Below are 15,273 nucleotides of genomic sequence, written 5' to 3'. Positions count from 1 at the left end.
AACATCCATGATTTGATAATGATAGTGATTATCGTTATCTATCTTATTTGGCTATGTTAGCATGTGCGACCATGGAAAGGGTAGAAATAGACTCAAGGCTTTGTCATGAATCAAAAATCCTGGCTGCTCAACCTCAGCCTGCTGAAAACGCACCCGGCGTATCGCGCCGTTTTTATCGCTCGCTTTATCTCCATTTTGTCCCTCGGGCTGCTCGGCGTGGCCGTGCCGGTACAAATCCAGACCATGACGCACTCCAGCTGGCTGGTGGGGTTATCCGTCACCTTAACCGGCGGGGCGATGTTCATCGGCCTGATGGTGGGCGGCGTGCTGGCGGACCGCTACGAGCGTAAAAAGCTGATCCTGCTGGCGCGCGGCACCTGCGGCGTGGGCTTTATCGGGCTGTGTCTGAACGCGATGCTGCCGGAGCCATCGCTGATCGCCATTTACGCGCTGGGGCTGTGGGACGGCTTTTTTGCCTCGCTGGGCGTGACGGCGCTGCTGGCGGCGACGCCCGCGTTGGTCGGGCGCGAGAACCTGATGCAGGCGGGGGCGATCACCATGCTCACCGTGCGCCTCGGCTCGGTGATTTCGCCGATGGTAGGCGGCCTGCTGCTGGCGACCGGCAACGTGGCGTGGAACTACGGGCTGGCGGCGGCGGGGACCTTTATCACCACGCTGACGCTGCTGCGCCTGCCGCTGCTGCCGCCTCCGCCGCAGCCGCGCGAGCATCCGATGAAATCGCTGATGGCCGCGATTCGTTTCCTGTTCAGCAACCCGCTGATTGGCGGGATTGCGCTGCTCGGCGGCCTGCTGACGATGGCGAGCGCCGTGCGCGTGCTGTACCCGGCGCTGGCGGGAGAGTGGCAGATGAGCGCCTCGGAGATTGGCATTCTTTACGCCGCCATTCCGCTCGGCGCGGCGTGCGGGGCGCTGACCAGCGGGAACCTGGCGCAGAGCGCGCGTCCGGGGCTGATTATGCTGCTTGCCACGCTGGCCTCGTTTATCGCCATCGGCTTCTTTAGCCTGATGCCGGTGTGGGCGCTCGGGGTAATGTGTCTGGTGATTTTCGGCTGGCTGAGCGCCATCAGCTCGCTTTTGCAGTACACCCTGATCCAGACCCAGACCCCGGAAGGGATGCTCGGGCGCATCAACGGCCTGTGGACCGCGCAGAACGTCACGGGCGATGCGATTGGCGCGGCGATCCTCGGCGGGCTGGGGGCGATAATGACCCCGGTGGCCTCGGCGAGCAGCAGCGGGTTTGTGTTGGCAATTATTGGCGTGGTTTTATTAATGTCGTTGGCAGAACTGCGCCGATTCAGGCAGGAGAGCGTCTTGACCTTGTAGGTCGGGTAAGGCGTAGCCGCCACCCGACAAAACGCCCGGTGGCGCTGCGCTTACCGGGCCTACGGGGAACGTGCCACTTATTTAAAAATTGAATTTAAACGCTGCAACACCAACATCGCGCTGTAATAATCCAGGCGGAACGTTTCGGTTCCCAATGCCCAGACCCGTTTGTTTTTCACCGACGGTAAATGCGCCAGCAGCGGGTTGGCGTAAATCGCATCCACGTCTTTCTGGTCACCGGCAAACACAAACAGCCCTTCGCCGTTCAGCCCCGTAGCCAGGTTTTCCCCACCCAGCTGAATAATGTCGTGGCGTTTGCCCTGGCTTTTGGAGGTCTGCAGCCCGGCGGGCAGCTCCGCCAGCGTAAAGCCCAGCTGGTGCAGCAGCTTGCCCTGCGCGGATTCCGCGGTCCACAGGTTGGCGCTGTGCGCGGCGGCGGTGTAGACGATGGCGTTCACCGGCTGCGGCGGCAGCTTCATCTGCTGTTTCACCTGCGCGAGCTGTTTATCAAACGCGGCAATGCGCTCTGCGGCCTGTTTTTCCTGCCCGGTAATCGCGCCCAGCTGCGTCAGCAGTACCTGCCAGCTTTTATCGTCGTAGTTAATGATAAGCGTTGGGGCGATGGCGGAGAGCTGATCGTACAGCGCCAGCGCGGAATCCCCGCCGGTGGCGCTAATCAAAATCAGATCCGGCATCTGGGCCGCTACCGCTTCAGCGCTCGGCTCGCCGATGTACAGCCGCGCAACCTTGCGCTGTTTTGCGATATCTCCCCACTGACGCAGGAAACCCTGCCCATCCGCCACGCGGTTGTTCGGCGTGGTTGCGCCGCTGGCAACGACCGGTGCGTCAATCGCCAGCAGGGAGCCGGTTAAGGTCACGCTGGTGGAGACAATGCGCGTCGGTTTGCTCTCAAGCGTGTGAACGCCGCGGCTGTCGGTCACCTGACGCGGCCAGTCGGCGGCAGCGGCTGAGGCAAGTCCTAAAACAAAAAGTCCAGATAAAAGCAGGGTATTACGGAATAGAGCAGGGAATTTCACAGCGCGACATCCTGTTTTTGTTGAAGATAATGCTTCTCATTTTCATGGTTGCCGGGAAGGGATGCAAGCTTTTGTCGCATAAGTTGTTTGCCCGACGGTTGACAGCGAAGCGATGTGGGATTAGGTTAGCCGACGAAAATATAAATGATAATCATTATTGCTTCTTTTATCATTTTGAGGAGGATGATATGGATACGTCACTGGCTGAGGAAGTTCAGCACACCGCAACCACGCTGGAATCAGACCGCTTTTTCTTTATGTCGCCTTACCGCAGCTTTACCACGTCCGGCTGCTTTGCCCGCTTTAGTGAACCCGCCGTCGGCGGCGACGATCCGGCGGGGCACTTCCAGCAAAAATTAGCCCAGGCCTTCCGGAATGCGAAAGCCAACGGTATTGCTCATCCGGTGATGGTAGGGGCGATTCCGTTCGATACCCGCAAGCCATCCTCTCTGTTTATTCCGCAGCGCTGGCAGACCTTTTCCCGTCCGGCACGCCAGCAGTCCGCACGCTATTTTTCCGGCTCGCAGGCGCTGAAGGTAGAACAACGCACCGAGATCCCGCCGCAGCCCGTGTTTGAAGAGATGGTCGCCCGCGCCGCGGCGCTCACCGCCACGCCGCAGGTGAACAAGGTCGTGCTGTCGCGCCTGATCGATATCGCGACCGACAAAAACATGGACAGCGGCGCGCTGATGGAGCGCCTGATCGCCCAGAACCCGGCGAGCTTTAACTTCCACGTGCCGCTGGAAGACGGTGGCGTGCTGCTGGGAGCAAGCCCCGAACTGCTGCTGCGTAAAGAGGGCGCGCACTTTAGCTCGCTGCCGCTGGCAGGCTCGGCGCGTCGTCAGCCGGACGACGTATTGGATCGCGAAGCGGGCAATAAGCTGCTGGCCTCCGAAAAGGACCGTCACGAGCACGACCTGGTGACCCAGGCGATGAAGGCCATTCTGGCGCCGCGCAGCCACCATCTCAGCATGCCGGATTCTCCTCAGCTGATTACCACGCCGACGCTGTGGCATCTGGCGACGCCGGTAGAAGGCGAGGCGCGTGAGAATGAAAACGCCCTGACGCTGGCCTGCCTGCTGCACCCGACGCCGGCGCTGAGCGGTTTCCCGCACCAGGCGGCGAAAGAACTGATCGCCGAGCTGGAGCCGTTTGACCGCGAGCTGTTCGGCGGCATCGTCGGATGGTGCGACAGCGAAGGCAACGGCGAGTGGGTGGTGACCATCCGCTGCGCGCGTCTGCATAAAAATACCGTTCGCCTGTTTGCCGGTGCGGGCATTGTGCCCGCCTCCTCGCCGGTGGGCGAGTGGCGCGAAACGGGCGTGAAGCTCTCCACCATGCTCAACGTATTTGGTTTGCACTAAGGAATACTCATGACCATCCCTTTTACCCGCTGGCCTGAGGAATTCGCCCGCCGCTACCGCGAAAAAGGCTACTGGCAGGATCTGCCGCTGACCCACATCCTGACGGATCGCGCGGACAGCGATGCGGTAGCGATTATCGACGGCGAACGTCACATTACCTACCGCGCGTTTAATCAGGCGGTGAACAACCTCGCGTCCGCCCTTCAGGCGCAGGGGCTGCATCGCGGCGAGACCGCGCTGGTGCAGCTTGGCAACGTGGCCGAGTTCTACATCACCTTCTTCGCGCTGCTGCAAATCGGCGTCGCGCCGGTCAACGCGCTCTTTAGCCATCAGCGCAGCGAGCTGAACGCCTACGCCGCGCAGATCAAACCCACCGTGCTGATTGCCGATCGCGGCCACGCCCTGTTCGCGGGCGATGACTTCCTCAATGCATTTGTGGATGAACACCGTTCCGTGCGCGTCGTACTGCTGCGCGGCGATAAGGGCGAACATGCCCTGGAAGCGGCGATTGCGCGTCCGGCGGATAACTTCATTCCGAACCCGACGCCCGCCGACGAGGTGGCCTTCTTCCAGCTCTCCGGCGGCAGCACCGGCACGCCGAAGCTGATCCCGCGCACGCATAACGATTACGACTACAGCATTCGCCGCAGCAACGAGATCTGCGGCATTACCGCCGAGACCCGTTACCTGAACGCGCTCCCCGCGGCGCATAACTACGCCATGAGCTCGCCGGGATCGCTCGGCATCTTCACCGCCGGGGGCTGCGTGGTGCTGGCGAACGATCCGAGCGCCACGCTCTGCTTCCCGCTGATTGAACGGCATCAGGTTAACGTCACCTCGCTGGTCCCTCCGGCGGTCAGCCTGTGGCTACAGGCGATTGCCGACGGCGCGGGGAACGCGCAGCTCAAGTCCCTCAAGCTGCTGCAGGTGGGGGGCGCACGCCTCTCCGCCACGCTCGCGGCGCGCATTCCGGCGGAAATCGGCTGCCAGCTTCAGCAGGTGTTCGGCATGGCGGAAGGGCTGGTGAACTACACCGCGCTCGACGACGCGCCGGAGCGCATCATCAACACCCAGGGCCGCCCGATGTGCCCGGACGACGAAGTGTGGGTGGCGGACGAGCACGGCAACCCGCTGCCGCGCGGTGAGGTCGGGCGTCTGATGACGCGCGGGCCGTATACCTTCCGCGGCTATTTCAACAGCCCGGAACACAATGCCAGCGCCTTTGACGCCGACGGCTTTTACTGCTCGGGCGATCTGATTGCCATTGACGAGCAGGGCTACATCACCGTGCAGGGGCGCGAGAAGGATCAGATCAACCGCGGCGGCGAGAAGATCGCCGCCGAAGAGATTGAAAACCTGCTGCTGCGCCATGAGGCGGTGATCCACGCCGCGCTGGTGAGCATGGAGGACAGCCTGCTGGGCGAAAAAAGCTGCGCGTATCTGGTGGTGAAACAGCCCCTGCGTGCGGTCGAGGTGCGCCGTTTCCTGCGCGAGCAGGGCGTTGCCGAATTCAAGCTGCCGGACCGCGTGGAGAGCGTGGATGCGCTCCCGCTGACGCCGGTCGGCAAAGTCGATAAAAAACAGTTGCGCCTGTGGCTTGCTGAACGCGCCCGGGGCTGAGGAACAGAGTATGGCCATTCCAAAATTAACCGCTTACGCGCTGCCGACCGCCGCAGAGCTGCCGACGAATAAAGTGAACTGGGCGTTTGAGCCGGAGCGCGCCGCGCTGCTGATCCACGATATGCAGGAGTATTTCCTGAACTTCTGGGGCGAAAACAGCGCGATGATGCAGCAGGTGGTGGCGAATATCGCCAAACTTCGCGCTTACTGCAAAGCGCACAATATTCCGGTGTACTACACCGCGCAGCCCAAAGAGCAGAGCGACGAAGACCGTGCCCTGCTGAACGACATGTGGGGGCCGGGCCTGACCCGCTCGCCGGAGCAGCAGCGTATTGTCGCTGAACTGACCCCGGACGAAGCGGATACGGTACTGGTGAAGTGGCGCTACAGCGCGTTCCACCGCTCGCCGCTGGAGCAGATGCTGAAAGAGACGGGCCGCAACCAGCTGCTGATTACCGGCGTCTACGCCCACATCGGCTGCATGACCACCGCCACCGATGCCTTTATGCGCGACATCAAGCCGTTCTTTATCGCCGACGCGCTGGCGGATTTCACCCGCGACGAGCACCTGATGTCGCTGAACTACGTGGCCGGACGCTCGGGCCGCGTGGTGATGACCGACGAGCTGCTGCCGTCCGTTCCGGCGACCAAAGCCGCGCTGCGTGAACTGATCCTGCCGCTGCTGGACGAGTCTGACGAGCCGATGGATGACGAAAACCTGATCGACTACGGCCTGGACTCGGTGCGCATGATGGCGCTGGCCGCCCGCTGGCGCAAAGTGCACGGCGATATCGACTTCGTGATGCTGGCAAAAAATCCCACAATCGACGCCTGGTGGGCGCTGCTCTCCCGCGAGGTGAAGTGATGGCGGGATTCGATTTTACCGGCAAGACCGTCTGGGTGACGGGCGCGGGGAAGGGGATCGGCTACGCGACGGCGCTGGCCTTTGTGGAGGCAGGCGCACAGGTGACCGGCTTCGATCTGGCGTTTCCGCTGGGTGATTATCCGTTCGCCACCGAAACGCTGGACGTGGCGGATTTTGCTCAGGTCAGCGACGTGTGTGGCCGTTTGCTTAATACCCTTGAGCGTCTGGACGTGCTGGTCAACGCGGCGGGCATTCTGCGCATGGGGGCGACGGACCAGCTCTCGCAGGAGGACTGGCAGCAGACCTTCGCGGTCAACGTCGGCGGCGCGTTCAACCTGTTCCAGCAGACGATGGGCCAGTTCCGTCGTCAGCAAGGTGGGGCGATTGTGACGGTGGCCTCCGATGCGGCGCACACGCCGCGCATCGGCATGAGCGCCTACGGTGCGTCGAAGGCGGCGCTGAAAAGCCTGGCCCTGACCGTCGGGCTGGAGCTGGCGGGCAGCGGCGTGCGCTGTAACCTGGTGTCGCCGGGATCGACGGACACCGATATGCAGCGTACCCTGTGGACCCGTGACGACGCGGAGCACCAGCGCATTCGCGGCTTTGGCGAGCAGTTTAAGCTCGGCATTCCGCTGGGCAAAATCGCCCGTCCGCAGGAGATTGCCAGCACGGTGCTGTTCCTTGCATCCGATGCCGCCAGCCATATCACCCTGCAGGATATCGTGGTGGACGGCGGCTCCACGCTGGGGGCGTAAGATGATCTGGAAACGTCATTTACCGCTCGAGGAGCTGAACGCGACCAGCCTGAACACCCTGGTGGCGCATCTCGGCATTGTCTATACCCGTATCGGCGACGACACGCTGGAAGCGGAAATGCCGGTGGATGCGCGCACCCATCAGCCGTTTGGCCTGCTGCACGGCGGCGCATCGGCGGCGCTGGCGGAAACGCTGGGCTCAATGGCCGGTTTTCTGATGACCCGTGACGGGCAGAGCGTGGTGGGAACGGAGCTGAACGCCACTCACCATCGCGCGGTGTCTCACGGTAAGGTGCGCGGGGTGTGCCAGCCGCTGCATCTGGGCCGCTCCACCCAGAGCTGGGAGATTGTGGTATTCGACGAGCAGGGGCGGCGGTGCTGTACCTGTCGGTTGAGTACGATGGTGTTGGGTTGAACGGTGCAGGATTGCCGGGTGGCGGCTTCGCCTTACCCGGCCTACACCTCACACGTAGGCCCGGTAAGCGAAGCGCCACCGGGCAATGTTTACAGCATCGATACCACCCGCTTCAACAGCCGAATTCGCGGTGCAATCGACGCTTTATCCAGCCATTCCGCAGGGCTGTGGAACCCGGCACCAATTGGCCCCAGTCCGTCGAGCGTCGGGATGCCCAGCGCGGCGGTGTGGTTGGCGTCGCTGCCGCCGCCGACCGCCTGCCAGGTGATGTCGATACCTTCCGCTTTTCCTGCCGCTTCAACCTGCTGCATCAGGGCCTGCGTCGCAACGCTGGCTGCCATCGCCGGTTTGTGATTCACCCGCGCAAGCGTCGTGGTCACGCCGTCTAAAAAGCCTTTTTCACATAACGCCTCCAGCGCCTGATTCACCCGGTCGTACTCGTCGTTTTCCCAGAAGCGCACGTCGAGCTCGGCTACGGCGTTATCCGCCACCACGTTGGCCGCGCTGCCGCCGTGAATCACCCCGACGTTGAGCGTGGTGCCGCGATCCCAGTCGGTTAGCGTATTAATCGCGATGACGCTGTTGGCCAGGGCGGTAATCGCCGAGCGGCCTTTCTCCGGGTCGTTGCCCGCGTGTGCCGCTACGCCGCTGAAGGTGAGGTGATAGCCCGCCATCCCTTTACGCGCTTTCACCAGCGAACCGTCGGCGCGGGCGGCTTCGCAGACCAGCACGCAGCGGGAACGCTTAGCCAGCTCGCCGATCCATTCGTGGGAATGCACCGAGCCGGTCTCTTCGTCCGGGTTCATCGCCACGGCAATCGCGAGGCGATCTTTGTCCGCGGCGTCGAGCCCGCGCATCGCCCACAAAATATTCAGAAGTCCGCTCTTCATATCCGAGACGCCGGGACCGTACAGGCGGGTATCGTCCTCGCTCAACGGGCGCTCGGCGACGGTGCCGGGGGCAAATACGGTATCCAGGTGCCCGACCAGCAGCACGTCAAAGCGTTCCGCCTGCGGCTTGTTGCTGACGAACACACCCGGGCCTACCTTATCGCCCAGATTCACCTGCTCGGTGTGCCAGCCTTCGCGCTCCCAGAGCTGCTGAATAATGCCTGCCACGGCGGCAACGCCCGCAATGGTCTGGGTGCCGCAGTCCACGTTCACCAGGGTTTTCAGCTCTTCAATATAGTGGTCAAGATTCATGTGCACGTCCTGTTCAGAGAATAATGCGCATCAGCAGCATGGCTAAAAACGCGTTGACTACCGAGATGGCGATCATCAGCGGGATACGTTTGGCGCGGGTGCCGATCACCCCCAGAATGCGGCCCAGATACTGCACCTGCGAGCCCATCAGGTAGATGGCGGGCGCCAGGATCGCCAGGTGCTCGCCGGTGATAATGCCTTTATCAAACAGGCCGATGGCGACGCCGATCCCGCCGCCCATCGACATCCAGCCGCCAATCAGCACGGCAGCGGCCTCACCCGGCAGGCCGAACAGGCCCATTAATGGGGCGAAGATCATGCCCAGCCCTTTCAGGGCACCGGTAATTTCCAGCGCTTTGATGATGATAAATGCCATCACCACGTTGGGCAGGGTGCTGCTGGTTGCAATGCTCCAGCCTTTGCGCGCGCCCTCGACGAAGACATCGGTAATTACGGGGTTAGACTGTGGGGCACTCATGCGGCGTCTCCTTTACGGTTGAAGGACAGGATCAATCGCAGCAGATTTGCGCCCACGATTTTCATGATGAACATGACGGCGATACAGGCTCCGATGGACGTGGGTACCGCCGCCGTGCCGTCAACGGCGACCAGCGTGAAGAGGATCGCCCCGGAAGAGAAAAAGTTGGTGATCATCGCCCCGGCGGAGAACTGGAACATGGCAAAAACGTCTTTCTCCTTTTCGCTGATTTGCCCTTCGTCTGACAGGTTGCGGGTCAGCGACGCGCCCACGTCGGTGCTTTGCAGGCTGCCGATCAGCGCCAGCCCGGTGGTGCCGGGAATGCCCAGCAGCGGGCGCAGCAGAGGGGTCAAGAGCTTGCGGGCGGCACGCAGGGCGCCGTAGTGCTCCAGCACGTTGATCATTCCCAGCGCGAACATCACCGCGGGAATTAAACCGAGCGCGAAGAGAAACCCGTCCATCGCACCGCTGCCGCCGGTGCCGCGAAAGGCGCTGCTGGCGGTCGTCAACGTGCCGTCATCCAGGCTGGCTTTACTGACCACTTTGCCAAACGCACCGTTGAGGGTGGTGAAATCAAACACGCCGTACCACTCTTTTCCGCCTAACAGGCCAGAGAAGAAAACGGCTGCAAACGCCAGGGCGAAGTACGCGCCCGGCCCGACCTTTTGATCCTGAGGTACAGAACTGTTCATATCCTTTTCCTTGTAAGCGCGCGATTGCGCAGGATCATTCTGGCGAGGTTATGAGCAAAAAAAATGATACAAATCATTCCGTAAGGCTGCGTCTGGCTGAAAAAGGCAAAAGTGTGACAGAGGACGTCGCGAAAGTGATCGGCTTAACAATGTGGTGTAAATGTCTGGTTTGACCACGCATTATTGCGTTTCAAAGTTGTTAAATTTTTCCGGTTGTTCTAGAAACAAAATGTAACATCTCACTGTTTCACAACAACGGATAACCACTATGAACAACTCAGGGAAATACCTTACATGGGCAGGGCTCTCCGTTGTGGGAGCCTTTGCCCTAGGCTATATCGCCCTCAACCGGGGGGAACAGATCAACGCGCTCTGGATCGTCGTCGCCTCCGTCTGCATTTATTTGATCGCCTACCGTTTTTATGGCCGCTATATCGCGAAGAACGTCTTAGGGGTTGATGCGACGCGCATGACGCCTGCCGTCCGCCATAACGACGGGCTGGACTACGTACCAACCGACAAAAAAGTGCTGTTTGGTCACCACTTCGCGGCAATTGCCGGAGCGGGCCCGCTGGTGGGGCCGGTGCTGGCGGCGCAGATGGGCTACCTGCCGGGGATGATCTGGATCCTCGCGGGCGTGGTGCTGGCGGGCGCGGTGCAGGACTTTATGGTGCTGTTCGTCTCGACCCGCCGCGACGGGCGTTCGCTGGGGGAGCTGGTGAAAGAGGAGATGGGGGCAACCGCTGGGGTGATTGCGCTGGTGGCGACCTTTATGATCATGGTGATCATCCTTGCGGTGCTGGCGATGATCGTGGTGAAAGCGCTGACCCACAGCCCGTGGGGAACCTATACCGTTGCCTTCACCATTCCGCTGGCGCTGTTTATGGGGATCTACATTCGCTACCTGCGCCCGGGGCGCATTGGTGAAGTGTCGGTGATCGGTCTGGTATTCCTGGTGTTCGCCATTATCTCCGGCGGCTGGGTGGCGGAAAGCCCGACCTGGGCGCCGTTCTTCGACTTTACCGGCGTGCAGCTGACCTGGATGCTGGTGGGCTACGGCTTTGTGGCGGCGGTGCTGCCGGTGTGGCTGCTGCTGGCCCCGCGTGACTACCTCTCCACCTTCCTGAAAATCGGCACCATCATCGGGCTGGCGATCGGCATTCTGATTATGCGCCCGACCCTGACCATGCCTGCGTTAACCAAATTTATCGACGGTACCGGCCCGGTCTGGACCGGTAACCTGTTCCCGTTCCTGTTTATCACCATCGCCTGCGGCGCGGTGTCGGGCTTCCACGCGCTGATCGCCTCCGGCACCACGCCGAAGATGCTGGCGAATGAAAATCAGGCCTGCCTGATCGGCTACGGCGGTATGCTGATGGAGTCCTTTGTTGCCATCATGGCGCTGGTCTCGGCCTGTATCATCGACCCGGGCGTGTACTTCGCGATGAACAGCCCGATGGCGGTGCTGGCGCCTGCCGGCACCGTTGACGTGGTGGCGTCCGCCGCGCAGGTGGTGAGCGGCTGGGGCTTTGCGATTACCCCTGATACGTTGACGAGCATCGCCAGTGAAGTGGGCGAGCAGTCGATTATCTCCCGTGCGGGCGGGGCGCCGACGCTGGCGGTCGGCATGGCGTATATTCTTCACGGCGCGCTGGGCGGGCTGATGGACGTGTCGTTCTGGTATCACTTCGCCATCCTGTTCGAGGCGCTGTTTATCCTGACGGCGGTGGATGCGGGAACCCGTGCGGCGCGCTTTATGCTCCAGGATCTGCTGGGGGTGATCTCCCCGAACCTGAAGCGTACCGATTCGCTCCCGGCTAACCTGCTGGCGACGGCGCTGTGCGTGCTGGCGTGGGGCTACTTCCTGCACCAGGGCGTGGTCGATCCGCTTGGCGGGATTAACACCCTGTGGCCGCTGTTCGGTATCGCCAACCAGATGCTGGCGGGCATGGCGCTGATGCTCTGCGCGGTGGTGCTGTTCAAGATGAAGCGCCAGCGTTACGCGTGGGTGGCATTAGTGCCAACCGCATGGCTGCTGATCTGTACCCTGACGGCGGGCTGGCAGAAAGCCTTCAGTCCGGATAACAAGGTGGGCTTCCTGGCAATCGCCAACAAGTTCCAGGCGATGATCGACAGCGGTAAGATCCCGGCGCAGTACACCGAGTCCCAGCTGTCGCAGCTGGTGTTTAACAACCGTCTGGACGCCGGGCTGACCATCTTCTTTATGGTGGTGGTTGTGGTGCTGGCGTTGTATTCTCTCAAGACCGCGCTGGCGGCGTTGAAAAACGATAAGCCAACGGCGAAAGAGACGCCGTACGAGCCAATGCCTGAAAACCTGGAAGAGATTGTCACCCAGGCCAAAGGGGCGCATTAACCTGTGTGCCGGGTGGCGCTTGCGCTTACCCGGCCTACATTTCCTGTGAGACCAGAATTATGTTCGACACCCTTTCCAAAGCAGGTAAGTACCTGGGTCAGGCCGCCAAAATGATGATTGGCGTGCCGGACTACGACAACTACGTCGAGCATATGCGCGTCAACCATCCGGACCAGACGCCCATGACCTACGAAGAATTTTTCCGCGACCGTCAGGACGCCCGCTACGGCGGCAAGGGCGGGGCGAAGTGCTGTTAACCCTCTTTCGGTAAATAGAGGCTGATCTGCTCCTGCTTGCAGCCATAAATTGCCGCCAGCTTTTCGCGGGTGCGCTTTTGCGGACGGGAGTCCAGCGCTTCCAGCTGTGACACGGCGGACTGAGTGATGCCGAGTTTCTCCGCCACCTCCTGCTGGGACATGCCGCGAAGGATACGCCACGCGGCCTGCAGGCTGACGTTCTCGTTATGCATGACGTCGCATACTTCACCAGGTAATCCTACGTCATCATAACAATCGTGTTCGACTTCAATATCCTCTAGATCATCATCGGTTTCGTCGTCAATTTCTGCCATCTGTAAGCACATACGAAAGTATTCATCATAGGGAATAACGACGTACTGCGCTTTTCCGTCATCGTCCTTAATTAGCTGAACAGCCATAGGGGGCTTTCTCCTCGTGAAGGTAGGTCGTTGATGTTCTGCGCTTGACGGCCAAAACATAACAATGGTTATCGGGATCGTCCCGAAGTGTAATCAGAATGCGGTAATCGCCAACGCGTAGCCGGAAATGATTTTCTGTTGCCGATATTTTTTTGATATCGGGCCGGGGAGCTGAGCGATCGTCCAGCTCAGCAAGTTTTGCTTTGATTCTTCGCTGATATCGGCCATCGATTTTGGAAAACTCTTTCTTTGCATTCTTTGACCAGACAATCTTCATCCGTACCTCCACTGTACGCCCACACAAAATATAAGGAAATAATAAGACTATTAGATAAATTCCGAATTTCTTATGGGGTACTGTAGAGCAGAGAAAAAACGGGAGAAAGCGGCAAAACGCGAACCGTCGAGGGTGCTCGGAAACGCCTCTGCCGGGCGACAGAGGCGTGCAGGGAATATGCGATCAGGCGTTCAAACCGCCGTCCACGTCCAGACCGGTTCCGGAGATCTGCCCGGCAAGCGGGCTGGCGAGAAACGTGACCGCCGCCGCGACGTCTTCCGGCTGGCCGTAATGACCCAACGCAATAAGCTGACGCTGAGAGTCAGCCTGTTCCCCGTCTTCCGGGTTCATATCGCTGTTGGTGGGGCCGGGGTGGACCAGGTTAACGGTAATGCCGCGCGGCCCTAAATCACGGGCCAGCCCGCGGGTGAGGGAGTTAAGGGCTGATTTGGTCATTGAGTAGACGGCGATACCCGGCTGCGCCACGCGGTTCGCCAGACAGCTGCCGATGTTGATGATGCGACCGCCGTCGGACATGTGCACCAGCGCTTCCTGAATGGCGATCACCACGCCGCGGATGTTGACGTTGATAAGGGCGTCAATGTCCGCCAGCGTCATGGACTCCAGCGGGCCGCCGCGCGCGATCCCGGCGTTGTTGACCAGAATGTCCAGCCCGCCAAGGGAGCGCGCCGCATGGGTGACGGCATCCTGAATCGCCTGCGCGCTGGCGCTGTCCGCCTGCACGGCTTCGCCGTGTCGTCCCAGCGCCTTAATCTCATCGGCGACCGCCTGGGCTTTATCGGCCGATTTTTCATACGTAATAATCACATCCGCACCGGCGCGCGCCAGCGACAGTGCAATTGCCCGACCCAACCCGCGGCTGGCGCCGGTAACCAGCGCCTTTTTACCTGTTAAATCGATCTGCATGATGACCTCGTTACGAGAGTGGTAAGAATCATCATTAGGTATAGACGGTCAGGGCGATTAACGGCTGAAGGATTCCACTTTCTCAAACGCGGCGCGCAGAACGTCAGGCGTTAACGTAATAGGTAAATAATGAATCGACTCGACCGGGCGCAGGGTGTGGGCAATGACCTGATCCAGTTCGTCGCGGTTATTGATGTCGACGTCCAGCTCGAGGAGCGTGGTCGGCAGGTTAAAACGCTGGTATGCCGCCACCAGCTGCGCCAGCACGTCGTCCTGGCCGAGCAGGGCGCTCTGCACCAGAATGCCGTAGGCCACCTTGGTGCCGTGCAGGTATTTTTCCGTCTGCGGCAGCACGGTTAAGCCGTTGTGCACCGCATGCGCCGCCGCCACGCGCGTATAGCGTTCGCCCAGGCCGCCGACCATCCCGCCACCGGCGATAATCGCGTCCACCACGTCCCGGAAAGCCTGCGTCTGTTCTCCACGCTGCTGGTCGGCCAGCGCCTCTTCGCTGTGTTCCAGCAGCACGTCGCGGATCGCCAGCGCGCCGTTGATGCCCAGCCGCACGGTCAGCGGCAGGTTCTCCGGCTCAGGTGCCAACACCACCGCTTCGTACCACTTCGCCAGCGTATCGCCGATGCCCGCCAGCAGATATTCCGCCGGGGCGTTGAGGACGATCTGCGGCTCCACCAGCACCAGGAAGTTGGCGTCGTCGAAGATCTCAAAATGCAGCGCCTGACCGGCATCGTTGTACCAGACGGAGAGCGGAGTCCACGCCGCGCAGGTGGCGGCAATGGTGGGGATGCCCACGAACGGCACCCCTAAGCGGCGCGCCACGGCCTTCACGGTATCTAACACCGCGCCGCCGCCGACGCCAATCACCGCGCTGGCGTCGCTGCCGGATTCATTCACCAGATGGGTGACGTCGCGCTCGCTGCAGTGGCCTTTAAACAGCAGGTGTTTCGCCCCCGGCGCGTTAAAGCTCTCCGGCAGGAAAGGGCGCGCGCCTTCGATAGCGCGCTCGCCGTAGATCCACACCGCGCGGGAAAGCTGTTCCGGAGTAAAGAAGTTATCCAGCTGCGCAAGGCTTCCGGGATGAGAGAAGTAGTTCGCCGGGCCAGGCACGACGCGGATATCGGTGTTGCTCATGGTGTTGTCCTTTTTTTAGCAAGCGCTAACCCGATGTTATGTCTGGACATCCGGATGGCTAATAATATTTCGCTTTATCTTATGCCTTTTCCGTCGTTGTCAGTCAACCGGAGCTGTGA

At 60.9% G+C, this 15,273-nt stretch carries 16 protein-coding genes; 8 read left to right on the top strand and 8 right to left on the bottom strand.

The annotated features are described in order from the left end of the window. Positions 1-105 precede the first annotated feature (105 nt). On the top strand, positions 106-1,344 hold the full coding sequence (gene entS, locus V4835_RS17805; protein WP_331413057.1) for an enterobactin transporter EntS: 1,239 nt from the start codon (positions 106-108) through the stop codon (positions 1,342-1,344). Between the two features lie 77 nt (positions 1,345-1,421). On the opposite strand, the gene fepB is transcribed toward entS, so the two are convergent. Beyond that, the gene (gene fepB / locus V4835_RS17800) at positions 1,422-2,381 is read right to left on the bottom strand and encodes a Fe2+-enterobactin ABC transporter substrate-binding protein (RefSeq protein WP_331413056.1); all 960 of its coding nucleotides are present in this window, start codon (positions 2,379-2,381) and stop codon (positions 1,422-1,424) included. A 188-nt stretch (positions 2,382-2,569) separates the two neighbouring features. On the opposite strand from fepB, the gene entC reads away from it, so the two are divergent. The 5 genes from entC to entH are packed head-to-tail and all read left to right on the top strand — an operon-like array spanning position 2,570 to position 7,400. After that, the gene (gene entC, locus V4835_RS17795) at positions 2,570-3,745 is read left to right on the top strand and encodes an isochorismate synthase EntC (RefSeq protein WP_331413055.1); all 1,176 of its coding nucleotides are present in this window, start codon (positions 2,570-2,572) and stop codon (positions 3,743-3,745) included. Positions 3,746-3,754: 9 nt separating this feature from the next. Continuing rightward, positions 3,755-5,365: a (2,3-dihydroxybenzoyl)adenylate synthase EntE gene (entE, locus tag V4835_RS17790; protein ID WP_063143218.1), complete on the top strand. Its 1,611-nt coding sequence runs from the start codon at positions 3,755-3,757 to the stop codon at positions 5,363-5,365. 10 nt (positions 5,366-5,375) lie between these two features. Continuing rightward, positions 5,376-6,230, top strand: coding sequence for an isochorismatase (locus V4835_RS17785; protein ID WP_063143217.1), 855 nt, complete (start codon positions 5,376-5,378; stop codon positions 6,228-6,230). Further along, entirely contained in the window at positions 6,230-6,985 is a 756-nt protein-coding gene (entA, locus tag V4835_RS17780) for a 2,3-dihydro-2,3-dihydroxybenzoate dehydrogenase EntA (protein ID WP_331413054.1), read from the top strand. The genes V4835_RS17785 and entA overlap by 1 nt, the downstream gene beginning before the upstream one ends. Position 6,986: 1 nt before the next feature. Further along, positions 6,987-7,400: a proofreading thioesterase EntH gene (entH, locus tag V4835_RS17775; protein ID WP_063143215.1), complete on the top strand. Its 414-nt coding sequence runs from the start codon at positions 6,987-6,989 to the stop codon at positions 7,398-7,400. An 89-nt stretch (positions 7,401-7,489) separates the two neighbouring features. On the opposite strand, the gene V4835_RS17770 is transcribed toward entH, so the two are convergent. Genes V4835_RS17770 through V4835_RS17760 form a run of 3 tightly spaced genes read right to left on the bottom strand, consistent with a single transcriptional unit; the run spans position 7,490 to position 9,772 of the window. Further along, a complete protein-coding gene (locus tag V4835_RS17770; protein ID WP_063143214.1) occupies positions 7,490-8,602 on the bottom strand; it encodes a M20 family metallopeptidase in 1,113 nt (370 codons plus the stop codon). A gap of 13 nt (positions 8,603-8,615) precedes the next feature. Beyond that, positions 8,616-9,080: a YjiG family protein gene (locus tag V4835_RS17765; RefSeq protein ID WP_010428441.1), complete on the bottom strand. Its 465-nt coding sequence runs from the start codon at positions 9,078-9,080 to the stop codon at positions 8,616-8,618. Next, complete coding sequence (locus V4835_RS17760) at positions 9,077-9,772, bottom strand: nucleoside recognition domain-containing protein (RefSeq protein WP_063143213.1); 696 nt, start codon at positions 9,770-9,772, stop codon at positions 9,077-9,079. The genes V4835_RS17765 and V4835_RS17760 overlap by 4 nt, the downstream gene beginning before the upstream one ends. Positions 9,773-10,040: 268 nt before the next feature. Between V4835_RS17760 and cstA the strand changes: the two genes are divergently transcribed. Continuing rightward, on the top strand, positions 10,041-12,146 hold the full coding sequence (gene cstA, locus V4835_RS17755; RefSeq protein WP_024906987.1) for a pyruvate/proton symporter CstA: 2,106 nt from the start codon (positions 10,041-10,043) through the stop codon (positions 12,144-12,146). Positions 12,147-12,205: 59 nt separating this feature from the next. Next, on the top strand, positions 12,206-12,403 hold the full coding sequence (locus V4835_RS17750) for a YbdD/YjiX family protein (protein WP_006809671.1): 198 nt from the start codon (positions 12,206-12,208) through the stop codon (positions 12,401-12,403). On the opposite strand, the gene V4835_RS17745 is transcribed toward V4835_RS17750, so the two are convergent. The 4 genes from V4835_RS17745 to V4835_RS17730 all read right to left on the bottom strand — a co-directional run bounded on the left by V4835_RS17745 (position 12,400) and on the right by V4835_RS17730 (position 15,154). After that, positions 12,400-12,804 carry a helix-turn-helix domain-containing protein gene (locus V4835_RS17745; protein ID WP_032661025.1) on the bottom strand — a complete coding sequence of 135 codons (405 nt, stop codon included), beginning with the start codon at positions 12,802-12,804 and terminating at the stop codon, positions 12,400-12,402. The genes V4835_RS17750 and V4835_RS17745 overlap by 4 nt on opposite strands. Beyond that, positions 12,785-13,081, bottom strand: a complete 297-nt coding sequence (locus tag V4835_RS17740; protein WP_023303272.1) for a type II toxin-antitoxin system RelE family toxin — start codon at positions 13,079-13,081, stop codon at positions 12,785-12,787. The genes V4835_RS17745 and V4835_RS17740 overlap by 20 nt, the downstream gene beginning before the upstream one ends. A gap of 183 nt (positions 13,082-13,264) precedes the next feature. Beyond that, positions 13,265-14,008 carry an SDR family NAD(P)-dependent oxidoreductase gene (locus tag V4835_RS17735; protein ID WP_063143210.1) on the bottom strand — a complete coding sequence of 248 codons (744 nt, stop codon included), beginning with the start codon at positions 14,006-14,008 and terminating at the stop codon, positions 13,265-13,267. Between the two features lie 57 nt (positions 14,009-14,065). After that, positions 14,066-15,154: an oxidoreductase gene (locus V4835_RS17730; RefSeq protein WP_331413048.1), complete on the bottom strand. Its 1,089-nt coding sequence runs from the start codon at positions 15,152-15,154 to the stop codon at positions 14,066-14,068. Between the last annotated feature and the right edge of the window lie 119 nt (positions 15,155-15,273).

The organism is Enterobacter cloacae complex sp. CARB60, from assembly GCF_036487345.1.
Taxonomy (GTDB): Bacteria; Pseudomonadota; Gammaproteobacteria; order Enterobacterales; family Enterobacteriaceae; genus Enterobacter; species Enterobacter asburiae_D.
Note: the sequence above shows the minus strand (reverse complement) of the source record. Positions and strands in the feature narration are given on the sequence as shown.

Coding starts and splice junctions, on each gene's coding strand:
- V4835_RS17745 (WP_032661025.1), bottom strand. CDS start 12,804: ATGGCTGTTCAGCTAATTAAGGACGATGACGGAAAAGCGCAGTACGTC.
- V4835_RS17765 (WP_010428441.1), bottom strand. CDS start 9,080: ATGAGTGCCCCACAGTCTAACCCCGTAATTACCGATGTCTTCGTCGAG.
- V4835_RS17770 (WP_063143214.1), bottom strand. CDS start 8,602: ATGAATCTTGACCACTATATTGAAGAGCTGAAAACCCTGGTGAACGTG.
- cstA (WP_024906987.1), top strand. CDS start 10,041: ATGAACAACTCAGGGAAATACCTTACATGGGCAGGGCTCTCCGTTGTG.
- V4835_RS17735 (WP_063143210.1), bottom strand. CDS start 14,008: ATGCAGATCGATTTAACAGGTAAAAAGGCGCTGGTTACCGGCGCCAGC.
- entC (WP_331413055.1), top strand. CDS start 2,570: ATGGATACGTCACTGGCTGAGGAAGTTCAGCACACCGCAACCACGCTG.
- V4835_RS17750 (WP_006809671.1), top strand. CDS start 12,206: ATGTTCGACACCCTTTCCAAAGCAGGTAAGTACCTGGGTCAGGCCGCC.
- entE (WP_063143218.1), top strand. CDS start 3,755: ATGACCATCCCTTTTACCCGCTGGCCTGAGGAATTCGCCCGCCGCTAC.
- V4835_RS17785 (WP_063143217.1), top strand. CDS start 5,376: ATGGCCATTCCAAAATTAACCGCTTACGCGCTGCCGACCGCCGCAGAG.
- V4835_RS17740 (WP_023303272.1), bottom strand. CDS start 13,081: ATGAAGATTGTCTGGTCAAAGAATGCAAAGAAAGAGTTTTCCAAAATC.
- V4835_RS17760 (WP_063143213.1), bottom strand. CDS start 9,772: ATGAACAGTTCTGTACCTCAGGATCAAAAGGTCGGGCCGGGCGCGTAC.
- entS (WP_331413057.1), top strand. CDS start 106: ATGAATCAAAAATCCTGGCTGCTCAACCTCAGCCTGCTGAAAACGCAC.
- entH (WP_063143215.1), top strand. CDS start 6,987: ATGATCTGGAAACGTCATTTACCGCTCGAGGAGCTGAACGCGACCAGC.
- V4835_RS17730 (WP_331413048.1), bottom strand. CDS start 15,154: ATGAGCAACACCGATATCCGCGTCGTGCCTGGCCCGGCGAACTACTTC.
- entA (WP_331413054.1), top strand. CDS start 6,230: ATGGCGGGATTCGATTTTACCGGCAAGACCGTCTGGGTGACGGGCGCG.